At 67.7% G+C, this 21405-nt stretch carries 19 protein-coding genes; 11 read left to right on the top strand and 8 right to left on the bottom strand.

Going from position 1 to position 21405, the window contains the following annotated elements:
* Positions 1-108 precede the first annotated feature (108 nt).
* Genes NA4_RS03540 through NA4_RS03550 form a run of 3 tightly spaced genes read right to left on the bottom strand, consistent with a single transcriptional unit; the run spans position 109 to position 3138 of the window.
* A complete protein-coding gene (locus NA4_RS03540) occupies positions 109-1008 on the bottom strand; it encodes a carbohydrate ABC transporter permease (RefSeq protein ID WP_084496771.1) in 900 nt (299 codons plus the stop codon).
* Positions 1005-1886: a carbohydrate ABC transporter permease gene (locus tag NA4_RS03545; RefSeq protein ID WP_067463744.1), complete on the bottom strand. Its 882-nt coding sequence runs from the start codon at positions 1884-1886 to the stop codon at positions 1005-1007. The genes NA4_RS03540 and NA4_RS03545 overlap by 4 nt, the downstream gene beginning before the upstream one ends.
* Position 1887: 1 nt before the next feature.
* A complete protein-coding gene (locus tag NA4_RS03550; protein WP_245671079.1) occupies positions 1888-3138 on the bottom strand; it encodes an extracellular solute-binding protein in 1251 nt (416 codons plus the stop codon).
* Positions 3139-3298: 160 nt separating this feature from the next.
* On the opposite strand from NA4_RS03550, the gene NA4_RS03555 reads away from it, so the two are divergent.
* The 6 genes from NA4_RS03555 to NA4_RS03580 all read left to right on the top strand — a co-directional run bounded on the left by NA4_RS03555 (position 3299) and on the right by NA4_RS03580 (position 10467).
* Complete coding sequence (locus NA4_RS03555; protein ID WP_067463750.1) at positions 3299-4204, top strand: SIS domain-containing protein; 906 nt, start codon at positions 3299-3301, stop codon at positions 4202-4204.
* A 790-nt stretch (positions 4205-4994) separates the two neighbouring features.
* Entirely contained in the window at positions 4995-5993 is a 999-nt protein-coding gene (locus NA4_RS03560) for an ROK family protein (RefSeq protein WP_245671081.1), read from the top strand.
* A 238-nt stretch (positions 5994-6231) separates the two neighbouring features.
* A complete protein-coding gene (locus NA4_RS03565; protein ID WP_067463752.1) occupies positions 6232-7392 on the top strand; it encodes an N-acetylglucosamine-6-phosphate deacetylase in 1161 nt (386 codons plus the stop codon).
* Positions 7389-8342, top strand: coding sequence for a hexose kinase (locus NA4_RS03570; protein WP_084496773.1), 954 nt, complete (start codon positions 7389-7391; stop codon positions 8340-8342). The genes NA4_RS03565 and NA4_RS03570 overlap by 4 nt, the downstream gene beginning before the upstream one ends.
* 334 nt (positions 8343-8676) lie before the next feature.
* Positions 8677-9501 carry a class II fructose-bisphosphate aldolase gene (locus NA4_RS03575; protein WP_067463755.1) on the top strand — a complete coding sequence of 275 codons (825 nt, stop codon included), beginning with the start codon at positions 8677-8679 and terminating at the stop codon, positions 9499-9501.
* 207 nt (positions 9502-9708) lie between these two features.
* Entirely contained in the window at positions 9709-10467 is a 759-nt protein-coding gene (locus tag NA4_RS03580; RefSeq protein ID WP_307188567.1) for a type IV toxin-antitoxin system AbiEi family antitoxin, read from the top strand.
* A 748-nt stretch (positions 10468-11215) separates the two neighbouring features.
* On the opposite strand, the gene NA4_RS03585 is transcribed toward NA4_RS03580, so the two are convergent.
* Positions 11216-12076 (bottom strand): helix-turn-helix domain-containing protein, encoded by an 861-nt coding sequence (locus NA4_RS03585; RefSeq protein WP_067463758.1) that lies wholly within the window; start codon positions 12074-12076, stop codon positions 11216-11218.
* 185 nt (positions 12077-12261) lie between these two features.
* On the opposite strand from NA4_RS03585, the gene NA4_RS03590 reads away from it, so the two are divergent.
* Together NA4_RS03590 and NA4_RS03595 are read left to right on the top strand one after the other, a co-directional pair.
* Positions 12262-12555 (top strand): hypothetical protein, encoded by a 294-nt coding sequence (locus tag NA4_RS03590; RefSeq protein WP_067463761.1) that lies wholly within the window; start codon positions 12262-12264, stop codon positions 12553-12555.
* On the top strand, positions 12503-13051 hold the full coding sequence (locus NA4_RS03595) for a DUF4254 domain-containing protein (RefSeq protein ID WP_084496774.1): 549 nt from the start codon (positions 12503-12505) through the stop codon (positions 13049-13051). Before NA4_RS03590 ends, NA4_RS03595 begins: the two co-directional genes overlap by 53 nt.
* Positions 13052-13463: 412 nt before the next feature.
* On the opposite strand, the gene NA4_RS03605 is transcribed toward NA4_RS03595, so the two are convergent.
* Positions 13464-14786, bottom strand: a complete 1323-nt coding sequence (locus NA4_RS03605) for a lipase family protein (protein WP_245671084.1) — start codon at positions 14784-14786, stop codon at positions 13464-13466.
* A 242-nt stretch (positions 14787-15028) separates the two neighbouring features.
* Entirely contained in the window at positions 15029-16540 is a 1512-nt protein-coding gene (locus NA4_RS03610; RefSeq protein ID WP_067463767.1) for an ATP-dependent DNA ligase, read from the bottom strand.
* 96 nt (positions 16541-16636) lie between these two features.
* On the opposite strand from NA4_RS03610, the gene ramB reads away from it, so the two are divergent.
* Together ramB and NA4_RS03620 are read left to right on the top strand one after the other, a co-directional pair.
* Positions 16637-18043 carry an acetate metabolism transcriptional regulator RamB gene (gene ramB, locus NA4_RS03615; RefSeq protein ID WP_067463770.1) on the top strand — a complete coding sequence of 469 codons (1407 nt, stop codon included), beginning with the start codon at positions 16637-16639 and terminating at the stop codon, positions 18041-18043.
* Between the two features lie 48 nt (positions 18044-18091).
* A complete protein-coding gene (locus tag NA4_RS03620) occupies positions 18092-18391 on the top strand; it encodes a hypothetical protein (RefSeq protein WP_067463773.1) in 300 nt (99 codons plus the stop codon).
* A 50-nt stretch (positions 18392-18441) separates the two neighbouring features.
* On the opposite strand, the gene NA4_RS03625 is transcribed toward NA4_RS03620, so the two are convergent.
* On the bottom strand, positions 18442-19674 hold the full coding sequence (locus NA4_RS03625; RefSeq protein WP_067463776.1) for an MFS transporter: 1233 nt from the start codon (positions 19672-19674) through the stop codon (positions 18442-18444).
* Positions 19675-19748: 74 nt separating this feature from the next.
* Between NA4_RS03625 and NA4_RS03630 the strand changes: the two genes are divergently transcribed.
* Positions 19749-20591 (top strand): TetR/AcrR family transcriptional regulator, encoded by an 843-nt coding sequence (locus NA4_RS03630; protein ID WP_245671085.1) that lies wholly within the window; start codon positions 19749-19751, stop codon positions 20589-20591.
* A 335-nt stretch (positions 20592-20926) separates the two neighbouring features.
* On the opposite strand, the gene NA4_RS03640 is transcribed toward NA4_RS03630, so the two are convergent.
* On the bottom strand, positions 20927-21405 hold a 479-nt coding region (locus NA4_RS03640), incomplete at its 5' end, for an acyl-CoA dehydrogenase C-terminal domain-containing protein (RefSeq protein WP_169810971.1).

Below are 21405 nucleotides of genomic sequence, written 5' to 3' on the forward strand. Positions count from 1 at the left end.
TCGATGCTACCGCGCGGCAATCGCTGGTCTGCGCCACGAACGTCGCTCCCTTCGGGTGGTCCGCGGAGGTTCCGGCCATGGACGGCAAGGGATCTGGCCAAATCCCGGCTATTTGAGACTGCCCGCTGTGAGCCCCGCCACCAAGCGCTTCTCGATCACCGCGAACAGCAGCACCACCGGAATGATGCCGACGGTGGAAATCGCGAACACGTACTGCCACGCCGTGTCGTACTGACCGACGAACTTGGTGAGCGCCACCGACAGCGGCTGGTTCTCCGGCGTGGTCAGCACGACCAGGCTGGCGGCGAACTCGTTCCAGCACGCCACCACGACAAAGATCGTCGCCGTGACGATGCCCGGCCACACCAGCGGCAGGCTCACCCGCAGCAGCGTCTGCCATCGATTCAACCCGTCGAGCAAGGCGGCCTCCTCGATCTCGATCGGGATCGCCGCGAAGAAGCTGTGCAGGATCCACACCGCGAACGACAGGTTGAACGCCGCGTTCACCAGGATCATCGCCAGCCAGGTGTCGTTGATGCCGAGCGCGAAGAACTGCCGGATCAACCCGGTGACCAGGACGGTGGGCTGCAACATCTGGGTGACCAGCACCAGGCCGAGAAACACTCCGCGGCCCGGAAAGCGATGGCGGGCGGTGTAATACCCCGCTGGTATCGCGACCAGCAACACCAGCGCGGTGGCGCAGACCGCGATGATGATCGTGCTGGCCAGGTTGAACGGCAGCGGCGTCTCCGGCGTGTCCCACATGGTCACGTAGTTGTCCGGGTGCCAGGACTGCGGCAGGTACGTCGGCGGGATGCGCAGGATCTCGGCCCTGCTCTTCAGCGAGCCGAGCACCATCACGACGAACGGCAGCAGGAACGCCGCCGCCAGCACCACCCCGACCGCGGTGAGCTCCCAGCGCCTGCGTTTCGCCCGTGCGCGAACGGCGACGGGTCGCGTCGTGTCGGGAACCTGCTCGATTCCTGCCACCTCGGTGCGGGTCGTCATCGGTCGATCTCCTGGGTCGGGCGGACCACCTTCACGTAGATCGCGATGACGACCACGATCAACGCGAAGTTCAGCACGCTCATCGCCGCCGCCGTGTCGACCTGCTGATTCTGCCTGATCAGCTTGAAGGTCAGCGTGGTCGTGGTGTCGGCGGAGAAGCCCGCGATGCTTCCGGTGATCACCTGCAGAATCGGCAGGGAGTTGAACACGTTGATGATGTTGATGATGGTCGCCACCGCGATCGCCGGGCGCAGCTGCGGCAGCGTGAGGTAGCGGTAGCGCTGCCATGCGCTCGCCCCGTCGACCCGGCCCGCCTCCTCGATCTCCGCCGGAATCGACTGCAGTCCGGCCAGCATCGTGTAGGTCGTGAACGGCACCGAGACGAACACCGCGACGCCCATCGCCACCAGGAACGCCTGCGTCGGTTGCTTGGTGAAGCCGTAGCCCCGGTCCAGCAGGCCGATATCGACCAGGAACCGGTTGGCGATGCCGACATCCGGATCGAGCATGTAGTAGAAGATCGTCGTCGTCATCACCACCGACGCCGCCCACGGCACCAGGATCGCCATCCGCACCGCCGTGCGGCCGGGGAATTCCTTGTTCAGGAACTGGGCCAGCGCCGCGGACAGCAGCAGCGTGATCAGCACCACGCCGACCACCCAGACCACGGTGTGGACCAGCACCGAGCCCAGTTCCGATATCCCGAACAGGGCCCGGTAGTTGGCCAGCCCGGCGTTGCCGCGGTCCTGACCGTAGGCGCTCAGGTCCCTGGTGCTGGTCCACACCATGTAGCAAGCCGGGAAGGCGACGATGGCCGCGATCAGGACCAGCGACGGCCCGATCCACGGCAGTGCCGCCAGTATTCCTCTGCGCCGCACGCTACTTCGCGGCTTCCTGGATCCGCCGCAATACCTGCGCCGGGTCCGCGCCCTGGGCGATGGTGCCCATCTGCTGCCGGATGGCGCCCTGCGCCGCCGCCCATTTCGGGTTGTTGCTGGGATAGAACCGCGCCACCGGGAGCGTGGCGGCGAACGCCTTGGTGACCGGGTCGTCGGCGAGCGCGGCCGCTGCGCTGTGCGTGATCGGGATGAAGCCCTCGTGCTTGACGAAATTCGCGTACACGGCGGCGGAGTAGAAGTAGTCGAGGAACTTCCTGATCGACTCGGTCTTCTTGCCGTCCTTCTTGAACGCCATCAGGTGATCGGCGACCCCGAGAGTGACCGGCGCGCCGGTCTTGGTCGGCGACGGCGCGGTCGCGTAGCGCAGGCCGGGATTCTTCGCGGCGATCTGGCCGATGGTGGGCGGTAGCGCCTCGATCATGCCGATCTTGCCCTGGATGAAGGCGTTGATCACGTCCTTGCGGTCGGTCGCGCCCGGATTCGGCTGCGTCGCGCCCGCATCGATGAGCGCACGCATGGCCCGCACGCCATCCAGGTTCTCCGCGGTGTCGACAGTGATCTTGTCGCCGTCCGCCCAGGCGCCGCCCGCGCCGAACGTCCAGATGGAGGTCTCCCCCTGTGCCTCCTCGCTGCCCAATGGCAGTCCGTACCCGGAGACACCGTCGCCGAGTGCCTGGATCTTCTGGGCCGCGTCGGTCAGCTCGGCCCAGGTCTTCGGCGGCCGGGTGATGCCTGCCTTGTCGAACAGCTCGGAGTTGTAGAACAGCGTGCGGGTGGAGGCGAACAGCGGCAGAGCGTACTGGGTGCCGTTCAGCGCGGCGTTCTGCGCGAAACCCGGCTGGATATCGGCCAGCACCGGCGCGGAGACGACCTCGGCCGCCGGGTAGAGCATGCCGTCGCCTGCGAAGCTGGCGTAGGCGTCGATATTGAGGATGTCCGGGGTGGTCGACGTGGACTGGAGCTTCGTGCGCACCACGTCATTGATCGAATTCCAGGACTCCATCTGCAGATTGACGGTGATTCCCGGGTTCTGCTTCTGGAACTCGGCGATGATGCCGTCCCACAGAGCCTTGGTGCCCGTCGCGCCGTCGCTGTAGGTGGGCGCGAGGAAGTTGATCGTGGTGTCGGAGTCCGCGGCGTCTTTCGAACCGAACCCGCAGGACGAGAGGGCCAGCGTAAGGCCGGTGACCATCGCGACTCCGGCAAGCACGCGGTGGAATGGTCTTTTCACGAGCAGAACCTTTCAGATTTACCCACCCGGCGCCAACGGAGGAACCGATGATGGGAGGACGCACCGTCCGTGCACCTCAATCTAGCGTGGCCGGTGATCAAATGTGACCGATTTGAGCGTAAATTTGACATGAACGATCACGCGGGGTGAAGCTGTTCGTGTGCCTGCCGAACACATCCCCGCGCCGCATCTAGTCACCGAGGTAGCCACCCAGCCGGATGACTGGGAACACGCCGAGACCGTTGCCGCCGACTACCGCGCCGTGCTACCCCGAGCGGGTGAGCGTGTGGCCATAATTGGTTGCGGTACTTCATTTTTCATGTCCCGAGCGATCGCCGCCCTACGCGAGGACGCGGGTCACGGCGTCACCGACGCATGGCCCGCCAGCGCGGTTCGCGATCGCGACTACGACCGCTACCTGGTGATCTGCCGGTCCGGAACCACCACCGAAGTCGTGCGCGCGATGCGGGCCATCCCGGCGGACATTCCCCGGGCCGTGATCTGCTCCACCCCGGGCACACCCGTGCTCGACCTCGGCGATCCGATCCTGATCGATCAGGTCGACGAACAGTCGGTGGTGCAGACCCGCTTCGCGACGACCACCCTCGCCATCCTGCGCTGGCACCTGGGCCAGAACCTGACACCCGTGATCGCCCAGGCCCGCGCGGTGCTCGCCGAGGATCTCGCCGAGTCTCTGACCGCGGTGCGCGCCGCGGAGCAGATCAGTTTCGTCGGCATGGGATTCGCGGCGGCCATCGCCGACGAAGCGGCGCTCAAACTGCGCGAATCCTGCCAGTCCTGGACCGAGGCGTACTTGGCGACCGAATATCGCCATGGTCCGATCAGCATCTCCGCGCCGGGCCGCGCGGTCTGGGCGTTCGGGCCGCTGGAGCCGGACTTCGCCGCGGATGTCGCCGCCACCGGCGCACACCTGGAACACCGCGACATCGACCCGATGGCCGATCTGATCCGGGTGCACCGGCTGTGCGTAGTGCGCTCCACCGACCTCGGACTCGACCCCGACCGCCCGCGCAGCCTGAACCGCTCCGTTGTCCTGAAGTCATGACCGGGGCCGGGCGATGACTCCCGTCCGGGGCTGTCGATGCCGCCGAACCGCGGCCGCACTCCACGCCGCAACACCGGCAACAAGCGCGCCACCGCGCGCGCCCGTCCGATTCCGCGCCACACTTGCCCTGCACACACCGGAATCCCCGCCGCCCGACGCGGGCGTCTCCTTTCCTGCCGCGTGTGCGGCGGCATGGGCGCTACCAGGAACTACTGTGCCGAACATGGGAACAGAACAGCCGGAGACTCCCGCACCCTCCGGCGTAACCAGACCCGGATCGCCCGGGCCGGAGTTCGCCTGCTCCGGCGCCACACCGGACATGGCCGCACAGTCCGCGACCACACCTGTCCCGGCCGCTGCGACTCGATCGGCCGCGCCATCACCGACCCCGGACGCGGTCGAACAGCACCGGGGACCCTCGCACTCCAGCACTACCAGGCCAACCTCGCACACGGAGGAGTTGAGACGCTCCGCCGCACCGGATATGGCCGCACAGTCCGCAACCACGCTCGGCCCGGCCTCGACTCGATCAGCCACGCCATCACCGGACGCAGCCGCGGTCGAACAGCACCGGGGACCCTCGCATTCCAGCGCTACCTGGCCCAGTGCGCACACGACGACGAAGTCGACCCGCTATGCCGCACCGGACATGACCGAACAGTCCGCAATCACGCTCGGCCCGGCCGCTGCAACTCGATCAGCCGCGTCATCACCGGAACCGGACGCGGTCGAACAGCACCGGATGCCCCCGCACTCCAGCACTACCATGCCAAGCTCGCACACAACAGAGGTGACCGGCGATACCGGACTGGACATGGCAGCACAGTCGGCGACCCCGCTCGGCCCGGCGGCTATCACGAGATCTGCCGCGCCATTGCCCAGTGACGCGCTTGTGCTCGGGTTGGATGTCGGTGGAACCACCATCAAAGGAGAGATCACCGATGCTGGAGGCACGGTGCTGGCCGTCGCCGCGGTCGCCACGCCGCGCGGCGCGGCCGCCTTCGACGCCATGGGCGAGCTGGGTGAGCGATTGCTGGCCGAGTTAGCGGAATCCGACCGGGGCCGCGTCGCCCGTGCGGCCGTGGTGCTGCCCGGAATCGTCGACCCGGGCCGATCCATCGCGGTGTTCAGCAGCAACGTCGGCTGGCGCGACGTGCACGTCGGCGACCGTTTCACCAAGCGCTGGGGCATGCCTACCCTGATCGAACACGATGTCGCCGTCGCGGGTTGGGCGGAAGGGCACTACGGCGCCGGACAGGGCCACGAGAACGTGTGCGTCGTCATCCTCGGCACCGGCATCTCCGGCACGCTGTCCGTCGGCGGTCGGCTGGTGCGCAGCGGCTACGGACAGGTCGGCGAATACGGGCACATACCGGTACGGCGCGACGGATTGCCCTGCCCGTGCGGCAACACCGGCTGCGTCGAGACGATCGCCTCGGGCGCGGCGATCGCACGGGCCTACACCCGTCGCACAGGACGCGAGATCGACGGTGCCGCCGATGTTTTCGAGCGCATACCCACCGATCCCGACGCCGCGGCCGTGCTCCAGGACGCGATCGACGCACTCGCCGACGGACTGGTGGGCATCGTGCACGCGGCCTGCCCCGAACTGATCGTTCTCGGCGGCGGACTCGCCGGAGCCGGCGCCGCACTCACCGAGCCACTACACCGAGCACTGGCCGACCGCCTCCGCCTGGTCCCCGCACCCCGTGTTGTGCTCGGCGAATTCGGCGCACGCGCAGGTCTGGCGGGCGCAGCGCTCCTCGCACGGAAGGGGGCGCTGGCATGACGCGCACGCCCGCCGGTCGACTTCGCCTGGTCCCCACACCTGGAATCGCGTCCGCCGAGCGCGACACAAACGCGGACCAGGCGGGCACCGCATTTCGCCCGGGACCGAACACCGGCACGACGCGCACGCCCGCCAATCGGTTCCACCCGGGCCCCGCACCTCGAATCACGTCCGCCGAATGCGGCACACATGCGGCCCCCGTGGGCGCCGCACAATTCGCGCAGCAGGGAGCACTGGCATGACAGAGCAGTCCGAGCTGACGATTCGTGGGCGCATCGTTTCGGCGAGTGTCACGCTCGATGACGGTGTGGTGATGACTTCTGGGGAGCGGATCACGGCGGTGCGGTCGTTCGCGCAGTGGCGGGCGGTCCACCTGGATTTACCCGAGCCGCCATTTTCCGGAATCCTGCTGCCGGGGCTTGTAGATACTCACAATCACGGCGGGTTCGGGCATCGGTTCGACACGGTGGACGCCGCGCAGGCGAGAGCTGCGGCCGAGTCGCATCATGCGAGCGGCTCCACCACGGTGGTGGCGAGCGTGGTCACCGGGCCGGCCGCGGAGATGGTGGCGCAGACCGCCGTACTGCGCGAACTGGCAGAGGAAGGCGTGCTCGGTGGCATCCACGTCGAGGGGCCTTTCCTGGCCGAGGCGCGATGCGGAGCGCAAGATCCGCGTTTTCTGCGGCACCCCGATCTCGACCTGACCGATCAGCTGCTGGGCGCGGGCGGCGCGTGGCTACGCGCGATGACGCTCGCGCCGGAGCTTTCCGGATACGCGGAGGTCGCACGGCGATTGGTCGACAACGGCGTGGTAGTCGCGCTTGGCCACAGCGACACCGACTACGAAACTTTCCGTTCTGCACTGCACCCCAGCGGATCAGCCCGCATCGTCACTCATCTGGCGAACGGGATGCCACCGCTGCACCACCGCAACGCGGGCCCGGTCGCCGCGGCTCTCGTCACCGCGGCCGCCGGTGACGTGACCGTGGAACTGATCTGCGACGGCGTGCACGTCGATTCGGGCTTCGCCGCGCTGGTGTTCGCCTCCGCGCCGGGGCGGGTCGCGCTGGTCACCGATGCCATGCAGGCGGCGGGGCTCGGGGACGGCGAATACCGGCTGGGCCCACAGTCGGTCAGGGTGCGCGACGGAGTGGCGCGAATCGCCAATCGGTCGATCGCGGGTGGGGTCAGCACGCTGTTGCAGTGCGTGGCGCGAGCGGTGCGCGAATCGGATGTCCCATTGCGGGACGCGGTGCTGGCGGCCACTTGCACTCCTGCCACCGCACTGGGGCTCGCGGACGTCGGTGACCTGCGGCCCGGCTACTTCGCCGACATATTGACAGTCAGTGACAATCTCCAGTTGCGCCGGGTGCTCAGACGTGGACAGTGGTTGTCGTGATCCTCACCGTGACAATGAATCCCGCGTACGACATGACCTACCGGGTCGAGCGCTTCGAACGCGGGCAGCCCCACCGGGTCCGCTCGGTGGAGCAGCGCATCGGCGGCAAGGGCATCAATGTGACCCGGGTGCTGAACCAGCTCGGCAAATACGCCAGGGCCACCGGTTTCTCCGACCACGCTTTCGCGGCCGCCGCCGAACTAGAGATGCCGGTAGACTTCGTGCACGCGCTGCCCTGGGTGCGCCGCACCGTGGTGATCAGCGAGTCCGAGGACGGCACCGCCACGGCGCTGTGGGAACCGGGCGCCCGCGTCTCCAATCCCCATGCGGCCGAGCAACTGGCCGTCCGGGTGGCCGGGCTGCTACCCGAGATCGCGGGGCTGGTCATCTCCGGTTCGTTGCCGGGCGGCATCGAACCCTCGCTTCCCGCCGAGATCGCGCGCACCGCCATCGCGGCCGACGTACCGACCATCGTCGACGTCGACGGCGAGGCGTTGCGCCTGGCCGCCCAGGTGCCGGGCATCGTGCTCACGCCGAACCGCGGGGAAGTGCACCGTCTCACCGGGATCGAACCCGACACCGCCGACGCCATCGCGACCGCCGCCTACCCCCTCGTCGAACAGGGTGTGCGCGCGGTGATCGCCACCCGCGGTGCGGAAGGAATGGTCGCGGTAACCGCAGACGGCGCGTGGTCGGCCGCGCTGCCCGAACCTCTCGCCGGAAACCCGACCGGCGCGGGAGATTCCGTAGTGGCTGCGGTGATCGCGGCCCTTTCCACGGACTCCAGCCCGGACTGGGCGGCCCTGCTCACCGACGCGGTGGCGACTTCGGCTGCCGCCGTGGTCATCCCGGTGGCCGGTGAGATCGACCGCGGCCTGCGGACCCGCCTCGCCCCGACCGTCCGAGTCGAACGACTCGATTTACCGAAAACCCAGGTAACTTCCCCATGACAGTCGCTCACCGCAACGGCTGCGGAAAAATCCACGACATCGACTCTCGGCCGCCCGCGATCCGGACCGGCGTCGACTTCACCGGGGCCACCAGTGCCGAAGCCCACCGGGAAAGTTCCGGCCGCGTGTGCAAGCGCTCCGGGCCAGGCAGGCACGCGGCAGACCGCCATGACCGTCGCGACCGGCCCGCAGCGCATCAAAGCAGCCGCTACAGCGGTCATAGCCTTCGGCATGGCCGCCCAGCGCGCCCACCCTCAGCTGCGGCAAAGCATCGCCCTGCCTGCCGAGCCAGGCCGATCCGCTCCACGCGCCTGGCTGCACGAAGGCACGAACTATGCCGCTGACCTCTGTTCCGGAGCTGATCGCAGCGGCCCGACCCGGCGGGCTCGGCGCGTTCAACGTGATCACCCTCGAGCACGCCGAGGCGATCGCCGTCGCAGCCGAATCGGCGAAAAGACCAGTGGTCTTGCAGCTTTCGGAGAACACCGCGATCTACCACGGAAGCATCGCCCCGCTCGCGCTCGCCTGTTTGCGCATCGCCGCCGACAGCAACGCGGCCATCGCGGTCCATCTCGACCATGCCACCACCGCCGAATTGGTCCATGAAGCAGTCGACCTCGGTATCCGCTCGGTCATGTACGACGGCTCCACCCTCGACTACGCCGACAACCTCGCCGCCACCGCCGCCATCGCCCGCTGGTGCCACGACCGCGGCGTGCATATCGAAGCCGAACTCGGCGAAGTCGGCGGCAAAGACGGCGCCCACGCCCCCGGCGCACGCACCGACCCGGACGAGGCCGTCGAATTCGTCGAGGTCACCGGCGTCGACGCGCTCGCGGTAGCCGTCGGCTCCGCACACGCCATGCACACCCGCACCGCGCAGCTCGACAACGACCTGATCGCCTGCCTGGCGGCAAAAGTCCCCGTCCCCCTCGTACTACACGGCTCCTCCGGCGTCCCCGACGACGGCCTCCGCGCCGCCATCACCCACGGCATGACCAAAATCAACATCGCCACCCGCCTCAACATCCAAATGACCACCACCATCCGCACCACCCTCACCACCAACCCGACCCTCTCCGACCCCCGCAAATACCTCACCCCCGCCCGCACCGCCATCCAGTCGGAAGTCGAACACTTCCTCCACCTCCTCGCCTGACCCCCGCGAGTGGCACACCACGGAGAGGCCTTCTCGCGTTTCGCCGCAGCCATGTGCCACTCGCGAAGGATGTCGGGGGTGGTGGGGAGGATGGGGTGTATGGGGGAGATGGATGAGCCTTTTCCGGGTAGTTGGGCCGTTCGTGCTGGGAGGGTGAGCGTTTGGGAGTTGCGTAAGGATTTCGGGCGTGTGTGTCCGGATGTGTACGTGCGGAAGGGGATTCGGTTGGGCGCGCGGGGCCGCGCTCAGGCGGCCGCGCATTGGGCAAAAGGGGCTGGCGTACTGGTCGGGTTCTCCGCCGCCGCGATGCACGGCACGCTATGGCTGGACGACAAGCCCGCCGAGATCACAGTGCCCACCCGTGCTCGACCGCCACAGGGCGTGCTGGTCTACCGCGACGCGATCCCGGACGACGAAGTGTGCACTATCGGCGGGTTCCGGTGCACCACACCGGCACGCACCGCGTTCGACCTGGCACGACGGCTCGATTTCAGTGAGGCGGTCGAAGTCGTCGATGCCCTCTGCAACGCGACCCGGCTGGGTACCGAAGAAATTGAGCGGCTCTCGAATCGCCACCCTGGCGCACGCGGTGCCAAAAACCTGCGCAGAGCACTGCCCTATGTCGACGGCGGCGCCGAGTCCCTCCAAGAGACGCGCACCCGATTGTTGCTCCGGCACGCCGGGCTGCCCGCACCGGAAACCCAGATACGCGTCTCGGCCCCGGACGGGCTGTCTGTCGCACGCATCGACATGGGTTGGCGGAGTTGGCAAGTCGGTGTCGAATACGACGGAGCGCACCACTGGACCGACCGCCACCAGCGGGCCTGGGACATCGACCGCACAGCCGCCCTCGAATCCCTGGGCTGGTCCCTCATCCGAGTAAGCGCCGCCCTCCTGACCACCCGCCCCCACGTCATCATCGCCCGAACCCGCCACGCCCTCCGCCGCCACGGCGCAGACATTTGACGAGTGGCACACAACGGAGGGACCTTCTCGCGTTTTGCCTCAGCAATGTGCCACTCACGCTAGGAGCGGCCGGCGGCGCGGGCGAGGGAAGTCGGCGCCGCCGGCCGGTCGGGTGGTGGAGCAGGGCAGTTGTCCACCGGCCGTGCTGTCGGTTGGTTGCACCGACGGGGCTACTCTTCCCGGTTCGGCTGAGTGTTGCTTGTAGCCGAGCTGAGAGTCAGCTGGGAGTAGGGCGGTTGCGGTTGTCGCTCAACTAGGCAAGTTCGGCGGATCGAATCGCCGACATGAATGCGGACCCCTGGGCTGGTGTGAACGCAAGGACGGGTTCAGCGCCCGGCGTGCCATGAAACTTGCTGTCACCGACCAGTACTCGGTCGCCGGACGAAGCACACCTGGACGCAGGTCTGGCTGTCGTTGGAATGTGATGACTCGAGCCAGCTGGTCGCCCCCATGCCAATCAGGCTACAGCGCAGCGGTATGTGCCTTCGATAGCCGTTATCAGCTCATACCGTGGGAGTGCCCGCAATGGATACAGTCCGCCCAGGCAAGTTCGGCGGATCGAATGCGGACCACTGGGTGGGTGTGAACGCAGCGACCGGCCGGACATCCTCGCATCCTTGAAACTTGCTGTCGCGAACGATGACTCAGCTGCCAGCGAAGCGACCTCGACGCAAGGCCGACTTCGCTGGAGTGGGTCGACTTGAATCATCCTCCCACAGGGAAACTCCAGCTATCCACAACCGCGAGCTTACAAGCCGTTTGCTCTGGTCTCGATCAACGCGAGCGAATCGACCCGGGATAATGCGTGATCGACGAGCACGTTGTCGAACATGATGCTGAGATGCCCTACCCGCTCAGCATCCTCGATCAGCCCGAACTGGACAAGGGTCTCACTCCATCCGATGTCTGGCAGGAGTGGGCTCTCGAAGCCGATCACGTGAAAGGTTGCCCCGCCGAGCACCACTCCACCTGGTGCGTTGAACGGAATGACCCTGATGTCCACGTTTTCTTGATGCCGCTGGATCAGCGACGCGAGATGGCGAAGTTGGGCCCCGAGTATTTCGGCACCACCAGTACGATGTGTGAGCGCGGCTTCACCGATTACGGCCACCAGGCGGAGCGGATCGGGTCCGGTCAATCTTTCCTGGCGGCGCATACGCACATCGACCAACCGATCGATCTCGACCCTTCGAACACGAGCCAGGTCATTGGTGTATAGGGCCCGTGCGTAATCGCGTGTTTGCAACAGACCAGGTATCAGCACACTGTCGTAGGTGTGGATACGCTGCGCTCCGTATTCCAATCCGTAAAGTCGTGCCAACTCATCCGACAGCAGTCCGGCATACTCCGACCACCACCCGCGCCGCTTCGCGATTTCGCGCAGCCGCAGCATTTCCTCGCGTTCGTCCGCGTCGAATTCGAGCAGGTTCATCAGCTTTCGAAGCTTGTCTTCGGCGAGGATCCGGTCCTTCTCCACCTTCGACCAGTACGACAGCGTGAAGCCGAGTTCTTTGGCGATCACGGCGCCGGTGACGTCGAACTCGGTGCGGCGGCGCTTGATTCGGAGCATGAGCTCCCAGCGCGCGACCGTCGGCGAGAGTGGTGCCATCGTCCGATGCGTCCTTCCGGCTCCGGCTGTTCGTGCAGATGACCGTACCCGCACGCATGGCGGACCGAGTTTGTCAAAGTGACTGGTCAACTTGACTATTCGATGGACTGGCCGTAGCATCTTTGTGTCGCGCATCACAGGCGGGGGCTTCCGGTCCCGCTCGGCGGGGTTGGAGGGGGTTCTGAATGTCTGTGCATGTCATCGACCGGGTTTGGATGGTGAGTGATCGGTCGCCGCATCAGGCGCGGCGGGTCAGTGCGGACGCGTGGGTGGTGTCCTATCTGCGCGGTCGGACGGTGACGACGGAGCAGGCGACGGCGGCTATTCAAGCGGCGGAGGCGGTTTCGCTGATGGAGGAGTTGGCGAGCCGGATCGGGCTCACCGCGATGGAAGCGCTCGGCCTGGTCGTCATCGAGAAGCCTTGGGATGCCCGTCACGGGTACCGACTGCCGCGCCCGGGCGGGCGGCATCGGCGATGACTCGCGCGTTTCGCGTACTGCCCGGCAATACCAGTCGATCGAGGGGGTAATCGCGGTGCGACCGCTGCCGACCAAAGAACTTGTCCTGCATGCCTGCCGCGCGGCGCCGCGCGGCGACCATCCGCTCCTTGCGTCCGCGCACCTACTCGCGGGATTGCACCAGCGTCGTCTGCTTACCGAGCCGGGCGCGGCGAACCAGATCGATCAGCACCGGGCCGGGCTCGTCGTCGCGATCGACCGCTGGGTGGCGACCGAGATGCCGCTTCCGCACGGCGGCGCCCTCATGCACACCGAAACCGTGGGCATGGTGATCGACCGGCTCGCCCAGTTCTCCGCGTCCGCACACGACATCCTGCCCGCCGCACCGGAATGGGCCGTGCACGACGCCTGGGAGCGCCTGTCCGAACTCGCGCTCGGTTACGAGGACCTCGCCTACGAAGTCGCGGCGGGCGTGCGCCGCCTGCCCTACCTCAGCGCCCCCCGCTCGGGGGCATGAACCTCCGGAACCGGCCAGGCGCGCGCCTCGACGCAGGCGTGCACCCGAGCGACGTCGGCTTCGCACGGCATAACGTTGGTGATCTTGGTGATAGTGATCTGGATATCTGTCGTGTCACCGGAATCGATGATCGCGTTCAGGCAGAGGCATCGGCGATCGGCTTCTGGTTCAGCCGGAATCGGGCGGATGCCAAGTGCCAGCCACCTGCCGCCAGAGGGAGGCGGCACGATAGCGCTGTCGCCCGGTCGCTCCTTGGCGAACCGGCGCTGGCCTGCTCGATCTCCGCGCGGGTGATCCCGGTTTCCGGATTCGAGGCGGCCAGCTCCGCGGCGATCGCGGCCACCGGCGACTACGAGTGCCGCCCGGTTGCCGCGCGTCGTTCGTCCAGGATGAGCTACCTGGTTTGCTCTGCTCAGCCGAATCGGGTGCAGCCGGAAGCTACCGGCCGACCTGCGAAGCGATCGTCGATCCAGTCCGTCGCTCCGGGGATGCCGCTCAGCCCGACAAGGAAGTGTTCGCCGAGATAGACCTGGAAATCAACCGGCGTCCCGGCGCGACACCAGTCCGCGTAGAGATTCTCGGCACCGGCCAGCGGTACCCACGGATCGTGCGTGGCGTGATAGAGGAACACCGGTACCGTCGGCGCGGCAGCGCCCAACCGATTGGCAGCCAGGATCTCCTTGATCACCGGCAGATCGGTGGGCGCGGCCGCGTCGGTGAGCACCTGCACCGGGATCGGTGCCACGACCCCGGCGAACTCCTGCGCGGACATGCAGAAATCCTTGCCGATCTGAGCCAGGCGCCAGCCGTTGTCGTTCATCAACTCGAGCATCTCCGGGTACTCCCGCGCCAGCCCGAGCGTCGCGGCCAGGAAGACCCCGGACGCGAGGTTGCGGCCGTTCATGGTGTCCAGCAGCATGCCGAAATCGGCAGGAATGCCGCCGAACGCCGCACCCACGAGATTCAGCTCCGGCGCGTACTCCGGCGCCAACTGCGCGGCCCACCCGCTCGCGATGGCGCCACCGGAGTATCCCGTGATCACCGTCGGCGTATCCGGCTGTAATCCGAACTCCGGCGTTCCGACCGCGGCCCTGATCCCGTCGAGCACCGCGTGCCCGGCCATCACGCCCGCCCCGTACGCCTGCCGCGGGCCCTGATGGTCCGGCACGAGCACGGCATAGCCCTTGGACAACGGAATCTGGGCGGCCCACAGCTTGCCCGACAGCTCAGTCTTCAGCTCGTAGGACGGCGCGCACCGATGCCCGAGTGAATCGATGGCGGCATTGAACGTCAACAGCGGGCGCGGGCCCGGCCGGGTCCATGGCGTCTTCGGCACCAGCAGCGTCGCGACCACCGGGACCGGGTGACCCTTGGCGTCGGTGGACCGGACCAGCACTTCGGTCGAGGTCAGCGGAAACGCCGTCAGGCCGGTGCCGCCCGGACGGGTCGCGAGAACCGTTCCCGGCGGCTGGCTCTCGAACTCCGGCGGCGGCGTGTAGAACGGATCGCCCAGCGGCGTGGGCAGAATTCCGCTGTACTCGCGCGAGGGGGTGAGTAACTGCTCGATCGGATTCGCCTGCGCGGGCGTCCCGACCACACTCACCGCCACGGCGCCGAGCAGCGCCACCAGCAATCGGGCAGACCGCCCGCGCAGCAACTTTCGCATCATCCCACCCACCGCCGATTCCTTGTCCGGAAGCACGAACCGACCGGACCAATGCATTGCGGCGGCCATCCGGAACCTTGCGCTGCCCATACTTACCGTGGCGCGAGAGGGTTCGCACGCCCGACACGCGCCCTCGGCCGATCGGGCGCGCTTCACTTCGCGAGTGGGACAGCGCACCGCAGTTCGACTCGCCCCACGACCGCACCCGTTAACAAGCCGCACGCCGTGACCACGGCATAGCTGGCCGCGCATCAGGCCGCCGACGGACGCCGGTGAGCATCGCCCGCACGCGGCGTCGAGAGGAAGGACGCTCAGGGCAAAAGGGAGCGAACGGTGTCGATGGTGTCGGCCTCGGCGGGTTCCTTATCCGGGCGGTAGCGCACCACGCGAGCGAAGCGCAGTGCGACGCCGCCGGGATAGCGCGGGCTGACCTGCACCCCGTCGAGAGCGATCTCCACGACCAGCCGCGGCCACAGGTACACGGTGTACTGATCGCGGGATCGCTCGTGCCGCGGGAATTCGGCGGTCTGCCAGTGCAGGAGCGCGTCGGTGAGCCCTTTGAAGGTCTTGCCGACCATGACCGGGTCGCCCGTGTCCGGATCGCGGGCGCCGAGGTGCAGATTCGACAGGTAGCCCGTGCGGCGGCCGTAGCCCCACTCCGCGCCGAGCACGATCAAATCGAGCGTGTGCGTCGGCTTGATCTTCTGCCAGGCCCGGCCGCGCCTGCCCGCCGCGTACGGCGCGGTCAACGACTTGACCATGACGCCCTCGTGCCCTGCCGCGAGCGCGCCGTCGAAGTATTCGGCGGCCGCCTCCGCATCCGGCCGCAGCAGCGCGGGAATGCTGTGCTCGCCCGCCACTTCGGTCAGCGCGGCGCGCCGCTCCGCCAACGGAGCGTCCAGCAGGTCCCGGCCGTTCAGGTGCAAGCAGTCGAAGAAGTACGGGTGCAACAGCAGTTCGCGGGTGGAGCTCACCTCGGCGAAGCGGCTCATGGTCTCCTGGAACGGGCGCGGGCGCCCCGCATCGGTGAGCGCGAGCGTCTCCCCGTCCAGCACCACGCTCGTGCAGGCCAGACCGGCGACCAGCTCGACCAGCTCCGGGACACCGGCGGTGATGTCACGCAGCGTCCTGGTGAACACCCGGACCTGATCCCCGTTTCGGTGCACCTGGATACGGGCGCCGTCCAGCTTGTGCTCGACGCTCACCTCGCCCTCGAATTCCAGCAGCGCCTCGTCCAGCGTCGCACCCGGGGAGGCCAGCATGGGCTGGATAGGACGACCGACCTCGAGCCGGAACGCGGCGAGCGCGGCTGCGCCGCCGGTGAGCGCGGCCGCGGCGGTGACCGGCAACTGGCCCGACAGCATGTACGCCCGGCGAACCAGGTCGGCGGGCACGCCTGCGGCGATCGCCACGGCTTCGGCGACGACAGCCGTCAACGCGCCCTGGCGCAGCTCCCCGGTCAGCAGGCGCAGCAGAAAGCCCTGCTCATCCGTGGTGGCGGCGGACCAAAGCGCGGTGAGCAGTTCCTTGCGGCGGGCCGCCGAACCGGTGCCGGAAGTCTCGGCCAGATCGCTCAGCGCGGCATGCACCGCGGATACCGTCAGCGTCGCCGCGACCGCCGGTGGATGATCCAGCCCGGCGAGTGTGCGCCAGCCCGTCCCGATCCGGCCCTGCGGCAGTTCACCGGACACCCAGGCGACCACAGGCGCCAGTTCCTGCGGTTCGGCCGACGTCAGCAACACCGCCAACGTGGCGATCTTCGTCTTTCGTGACCTGGTCGCCCGAACAGTCTCCGAGGCCAGGACGACATCCGAGAACAACACCCTGCCGACGGTAGCGGCGGGGTATGACACCCGTGCAGCAACCCGAGTGCTAATTGTTCCTTGGCACGGATGCGAAACCGCCCATAGGCTTGGCCCATGGCCAAGACTTACGTCGGAGCGCGGCTGCGCCAGCTGCGGACCGAACGCGGGCTGAGCCAGGTCTCGCTGGCACAGCAACTGGAGATCTCGGCGAGCTACCTCAACCAGATCGAGCACGACGTGCGCCCGCTGACCGTACCGGTACTGCTCAAGATCAGCGACGTGTTCGGCGTTGACGCGACCTTCTTCGCCGCCCAGGACGACACCAGGCTCATCGCCGAGCTGCAAGAAGTCGTCATGGACCAGGAGCTGGGTATCGATGCCGACGCCCAGGAGATCGCGGACATCGTCTCGGCGCATCCGAGCATGGCCCGCGCGCTGGTCAACATGCACAACCGCTACCGCAACACGTCCGCGCAGCTGGCCGCGGCGACCGAGGACCGGTTCGCCGACGGCGCGGGCAGCGCGGCGATCAGCAAGCCGCACGAGGAAGTGCGCGACTACTTCTATCAGCGCCAGAACTACATCCACGAACTGGACACGGCTGCCGAAGAGCTCACCGCGCGCATCCGCTTCCACGGCGGCGACGTGAACAGCGAGGTCGCCAGGATGCTGCGCGCGCACGACGTGCGGATCACCGAACGCATCGATCTCGGTGAGGGCGTGCTGCACCGCTACGACCCGGAGACCCGGAATCTGGAGATCGCCCCGCATCTGTCCGGAGGACAGCGCACCTTCAAGCTGGCCGCCGAGCTGGCCTACTTCGAATGCGGCGACCTGCTGGAAAAGCTGGTCGAGGAGGGCAATTTCGCCTCCGAGGACGCACGCAAGCTGGCCATGCTCGGCCTGGCCAACTACTTCGCGGCGGCGACCGTGCTGCCGTACACGCACTTCCACGAGGTCGCCGAGGATTTCCGCTACGACATCGAGCGGCTGTCGGCGTTCTTCACCCAGAGCTACGAGACCATCTGCCACCGGCTCTCCACGCTGCAACGACCGTCGCTGCGCGGCGTCCCGTTCTCGTTCGTCCGGGTGGACCGGGCGGGCAACATGTCGAAGCGACAGTCCGCCACCGGTTTCCACTTCTCCGCCAGCGGCGGGACCTGCCCGCTGTGGAACGTCTACGAGACCTTCGCCTACCCCGGCAAGATCATGACGCAGATCGCCCAGATGCCCGATGGCCGCAAATACCTGTGGGTGGCCCGCACGGTCGAGCGCCGCGCCACCCGCTACGGCCAGCCGAGCAAGACCTTCGCCATCGGCCTCGGCTGCGAGCTGCGGCACGCGGGCCGCGTGATCTACGCCGACGGCATCGATCTCGACGAAGTGCAGCCGACACCGATCGGCGCGGGCTGCCGGGTATGCGAGCGGGCCAACTGCCCGCAGCGCGCGTTCCCGCCCCTGGGCAAGGTGCTCGACATCAGCGAACACCGGAGCTCGGTGTCGCCGTACGTGTTGAAGTAGCCGCCCGCCGGGACCCATTCGCTCGGCCAGAACGCGTAGGTTGTCGTCATGGCGCGAGAGGAGAATTCGCGCTATCCGATGCCTGCGTCGATAGTTCTGGTTGCGACGCAGGACGGTTGGCGCCACAGCATCCTGACCACGCAGGGCGGGATGCTCTGCGGTCGCCTCGCGCGGGTTGCCGCTGACGCCACTCCTGAGCGGGCGCGCGCCGCCGCAGTCACGATGCTCCGCGCGGTGGCTCGCGAGTTCCACGACACCGGGATCGAGGTCACCTGGAAACGTGCGGAGTGCACGAATTCCTGGACGGGCCAGGTGGTTCCGGCGAGGCGGACCAACAGCCCTACCTGACCGTCCGGCCGGTATCGGGAGCACCGATGCCGGCCGGACATCATGTCCGATCAGGCGGGCTGCACCACCCGCTGGACACGCAAGCCGACCAACGTCATGACGAGGGCGGCGATGAGCAACAGCGCCAAAACCCAGGCGAGCACCGCGAATCCGTGGGGCGCTGCGGCCGCCGCGACGAGCGGGCCGATGGTGGCGCCGACATAGAAGCTGAACATCGCGACGGACATGGCAGCGGCACGGGATTCGCCGCCCAGTTCGCCCGCGCTCTGCAATACCGCAGGAGCGACGACGCCGACGCCGCCGACCAGGACGGCGAGCAGGACGGTCAGCACGACCGGATGCGTTCCCTCGAAGGTCGCCACCACCATCGCGGCCGCCGCGACCAGTACACCCAGCACGATCTGACGGTGCTTGGACAGTCTGGCCAGTGGGACCGCGACAAATGGCAGTGCGATCATCACCGGCAGCGCGCCCGCGCGCAGGGCGAGCAGTTCCCCCGAATTCTCGATCACGCCGGTCAACTCGAGGCCGGTGTACACGCCGACCATCGCAGCCATGCTCATCGCACCCGCGAGCAGCAGCGGCAGCAGTGCCCGAATGCGCAGCACCGCGGGAATCGCGGCGTAGCTGTGCCGTAGCGGCCGGTCCAGCCCGGCCGGGCGGTCGGCGACCAGCATCGAGTGCAACACCAACGCCAGTACGGCGAAAGCGACTGCGGAGGCGATGAATACGGTGCGCCAAGGGAACGCGCCGACCATCGCCTGCGACACGATCTGCGCGATCACCGTCGCCGCGAGGAACGCCGTGGATACCGACATGATGGCCACCGCCCGGTGCGCGGGATCGAGGCGGGTGGCGATGTAGGCCATGATCGCGGGCGGCATCGAGCCGACCACCAGGCCCTGGACGACCCGCAGGCCGACGGCCAGCGGCGCGCTGACCGCCAAACCGGTCAACAGTGTGACCACTGCGGCGACCAGCATTCCGGTGACCAGCACCCGCCGGTGACCGTAGCGGTCGGACAGCGGACCGAACAGAATGAAGCCGCCCGCGTATCCGAATGCGAACGCGCTGATGATCCAGGTCATCACGGCCGAGCCGACGCCCCAGTCGGCCTTCATGGCGGTGAACAGCGGGATAGGGACGTACATCTGGCCGGTGGCCAGCAGGGCGGCGAGGACGAAGAAGGGGAGCGTGCGCTGGGTGTGGGCACGAGATGACCCGCCTGGGGTGCGCGCCGCGGCCGACGCGTGGGCCGCGGGCTGAACGATGGGCATTGCCATGCGTCGAAGGTATGCCCGCCCGAGCCACGATGTCAACCAAATAGTTGGTTTAACGACCTGGTAAAGTCTTGGTCATGACGGCCACGGTGAAACGCAGTGACGTGACCAGGCAAGCCCTGTTGCGCGCCGCTCGCGACGAATTCGCGCAGTACGGGCTGGCCGGCGCCAGGGTCGACCGCATCGCGGAGGCGGCGGGCGTCAACAAGGAGCGCATCTACGGGCTGTTCGGCAGCAAGGACAAGCTGTTCGACGTCATCCTGATCGAGACGCTGCGCGAGTTCATCAGCGTGGTCGAACCGCTGGCCGACACCGAACCCGGCGCCTACGTCGGGAAGCTGTTCGACTACCACAGGAACAATCCCCAGCTGCTGCGGCTGATGCTGTGGGAGGCGCTGCATCGGGGCGCCGACGCGCACGACATCGACGGTTGGCGGGCCCAGCACTACGTGCGCAAATCCGACCGCGCCCAAGAGCAATTCGACGTGGACCCCGACAACGCGGGCCGCCTGCTGATCGCTCTCTGCGGCCTGGCCAACTGGTCGCTCGCGGTGCCGCAGACCACCAGGCTGCTGCTGGGCGAGGCCGCGGAGGACACCGACGGCACCCGGCAGTTCCTGATGGAGTTCGCCAGGGCCGCGATGCGACGCGCGTCGCCCGCGGGCGAGCACCAGGAGCTCGTGCCGGAAGTCAAACTGGTCAATGACTTGACCAACGGTCGGGAGCAGTCCGACGTGGACCGGGCCGCCGCTCGCCTCCGTGACGCCCAAACCGCCGCCGAAGACGCCCGCGAAGAACTCGCCACGACTCTGCGCGCGGCCCACGCCGCAGGCACGAGCGCCAATCAGCTGGCCAGGCAGGTCTCCGGCACCCTATCGCGCCCGGTCGTACTCAAATTGCTGGCCAACCCTAACGCCTGACCGCACAGCAACCCCGACCGTCGGGGCGGACCCGCAGAAACGAGTGTCATGAGCGAACCCGGCGAGCAGTGGACCCGACCGATCGTGTGTGATCAGTGCCCACATCCGATCGCGGAGCATACGGTGTGGGAACCGGACGAGATGTGCGCGGGTTGGATGCACTGTCGCGCGGCCGACTGCACCGAATGCTGGCACGACTGGCCCCGGCTGACCCCGCAGCATCCGAACCCCGCGTGACTTTGCAGCTGCGGCGCCCCGTCACAGGCACCGACCTCGACCGCCGGCTCGGGGGCGCGACGGTCGAGGTCCTCGGTGACAGGCTCGGGTGACGAGAGCTAGAACGCGGTCTCGTCGAGCTCCATGATGTCGTTGTCGAGCGCGGCGATGATCCCTTTCACCGCGGTCAGGCTCGGCAGCACGTTCTTGGCGAAGAAGCTCGCCATGGCGACCTTTCCGGTGTAGAAGGCACGGTCCTTCTCCGGCGCGTCCGCGGCCAGCGCGGCGGCGGCGATCTCCGCGTGCACCAGCAGTCGCCAGCCGATGAGCAGGTCGCCGACCGCGAGCAGGAAGCGCACCGAGCCGAGGCCGACCTTGTACAACTCGGCGGGCGTCTGCTGCGCGGCCATCAGGTAACCGGTGAGCGTGGCGGCCATCGCCTGCACGTCCTCCAGCGCGGTGGCCAGCAGCTCGCGCTCGGTGCCGAACCGGCCGGTCTTCGTGTCCAGGAACGCCGCGATCTGCCCGTTGACGTGGCCGAGCGCGACGCCGCGGTCGCGGGCGATCTTGCGGAAGAAGAAGTCCTGCGCCTGGATGG

Source organism: Nocardia amamiensis NBRC 102102 (assembly GCF_001612745.1).
Lineage (GTDB): Bacteria > Actinomycetota > Actinomycetes > Mycobacteriales > Mycobacteriaceae > Nocardia > Nocardia amamiensis.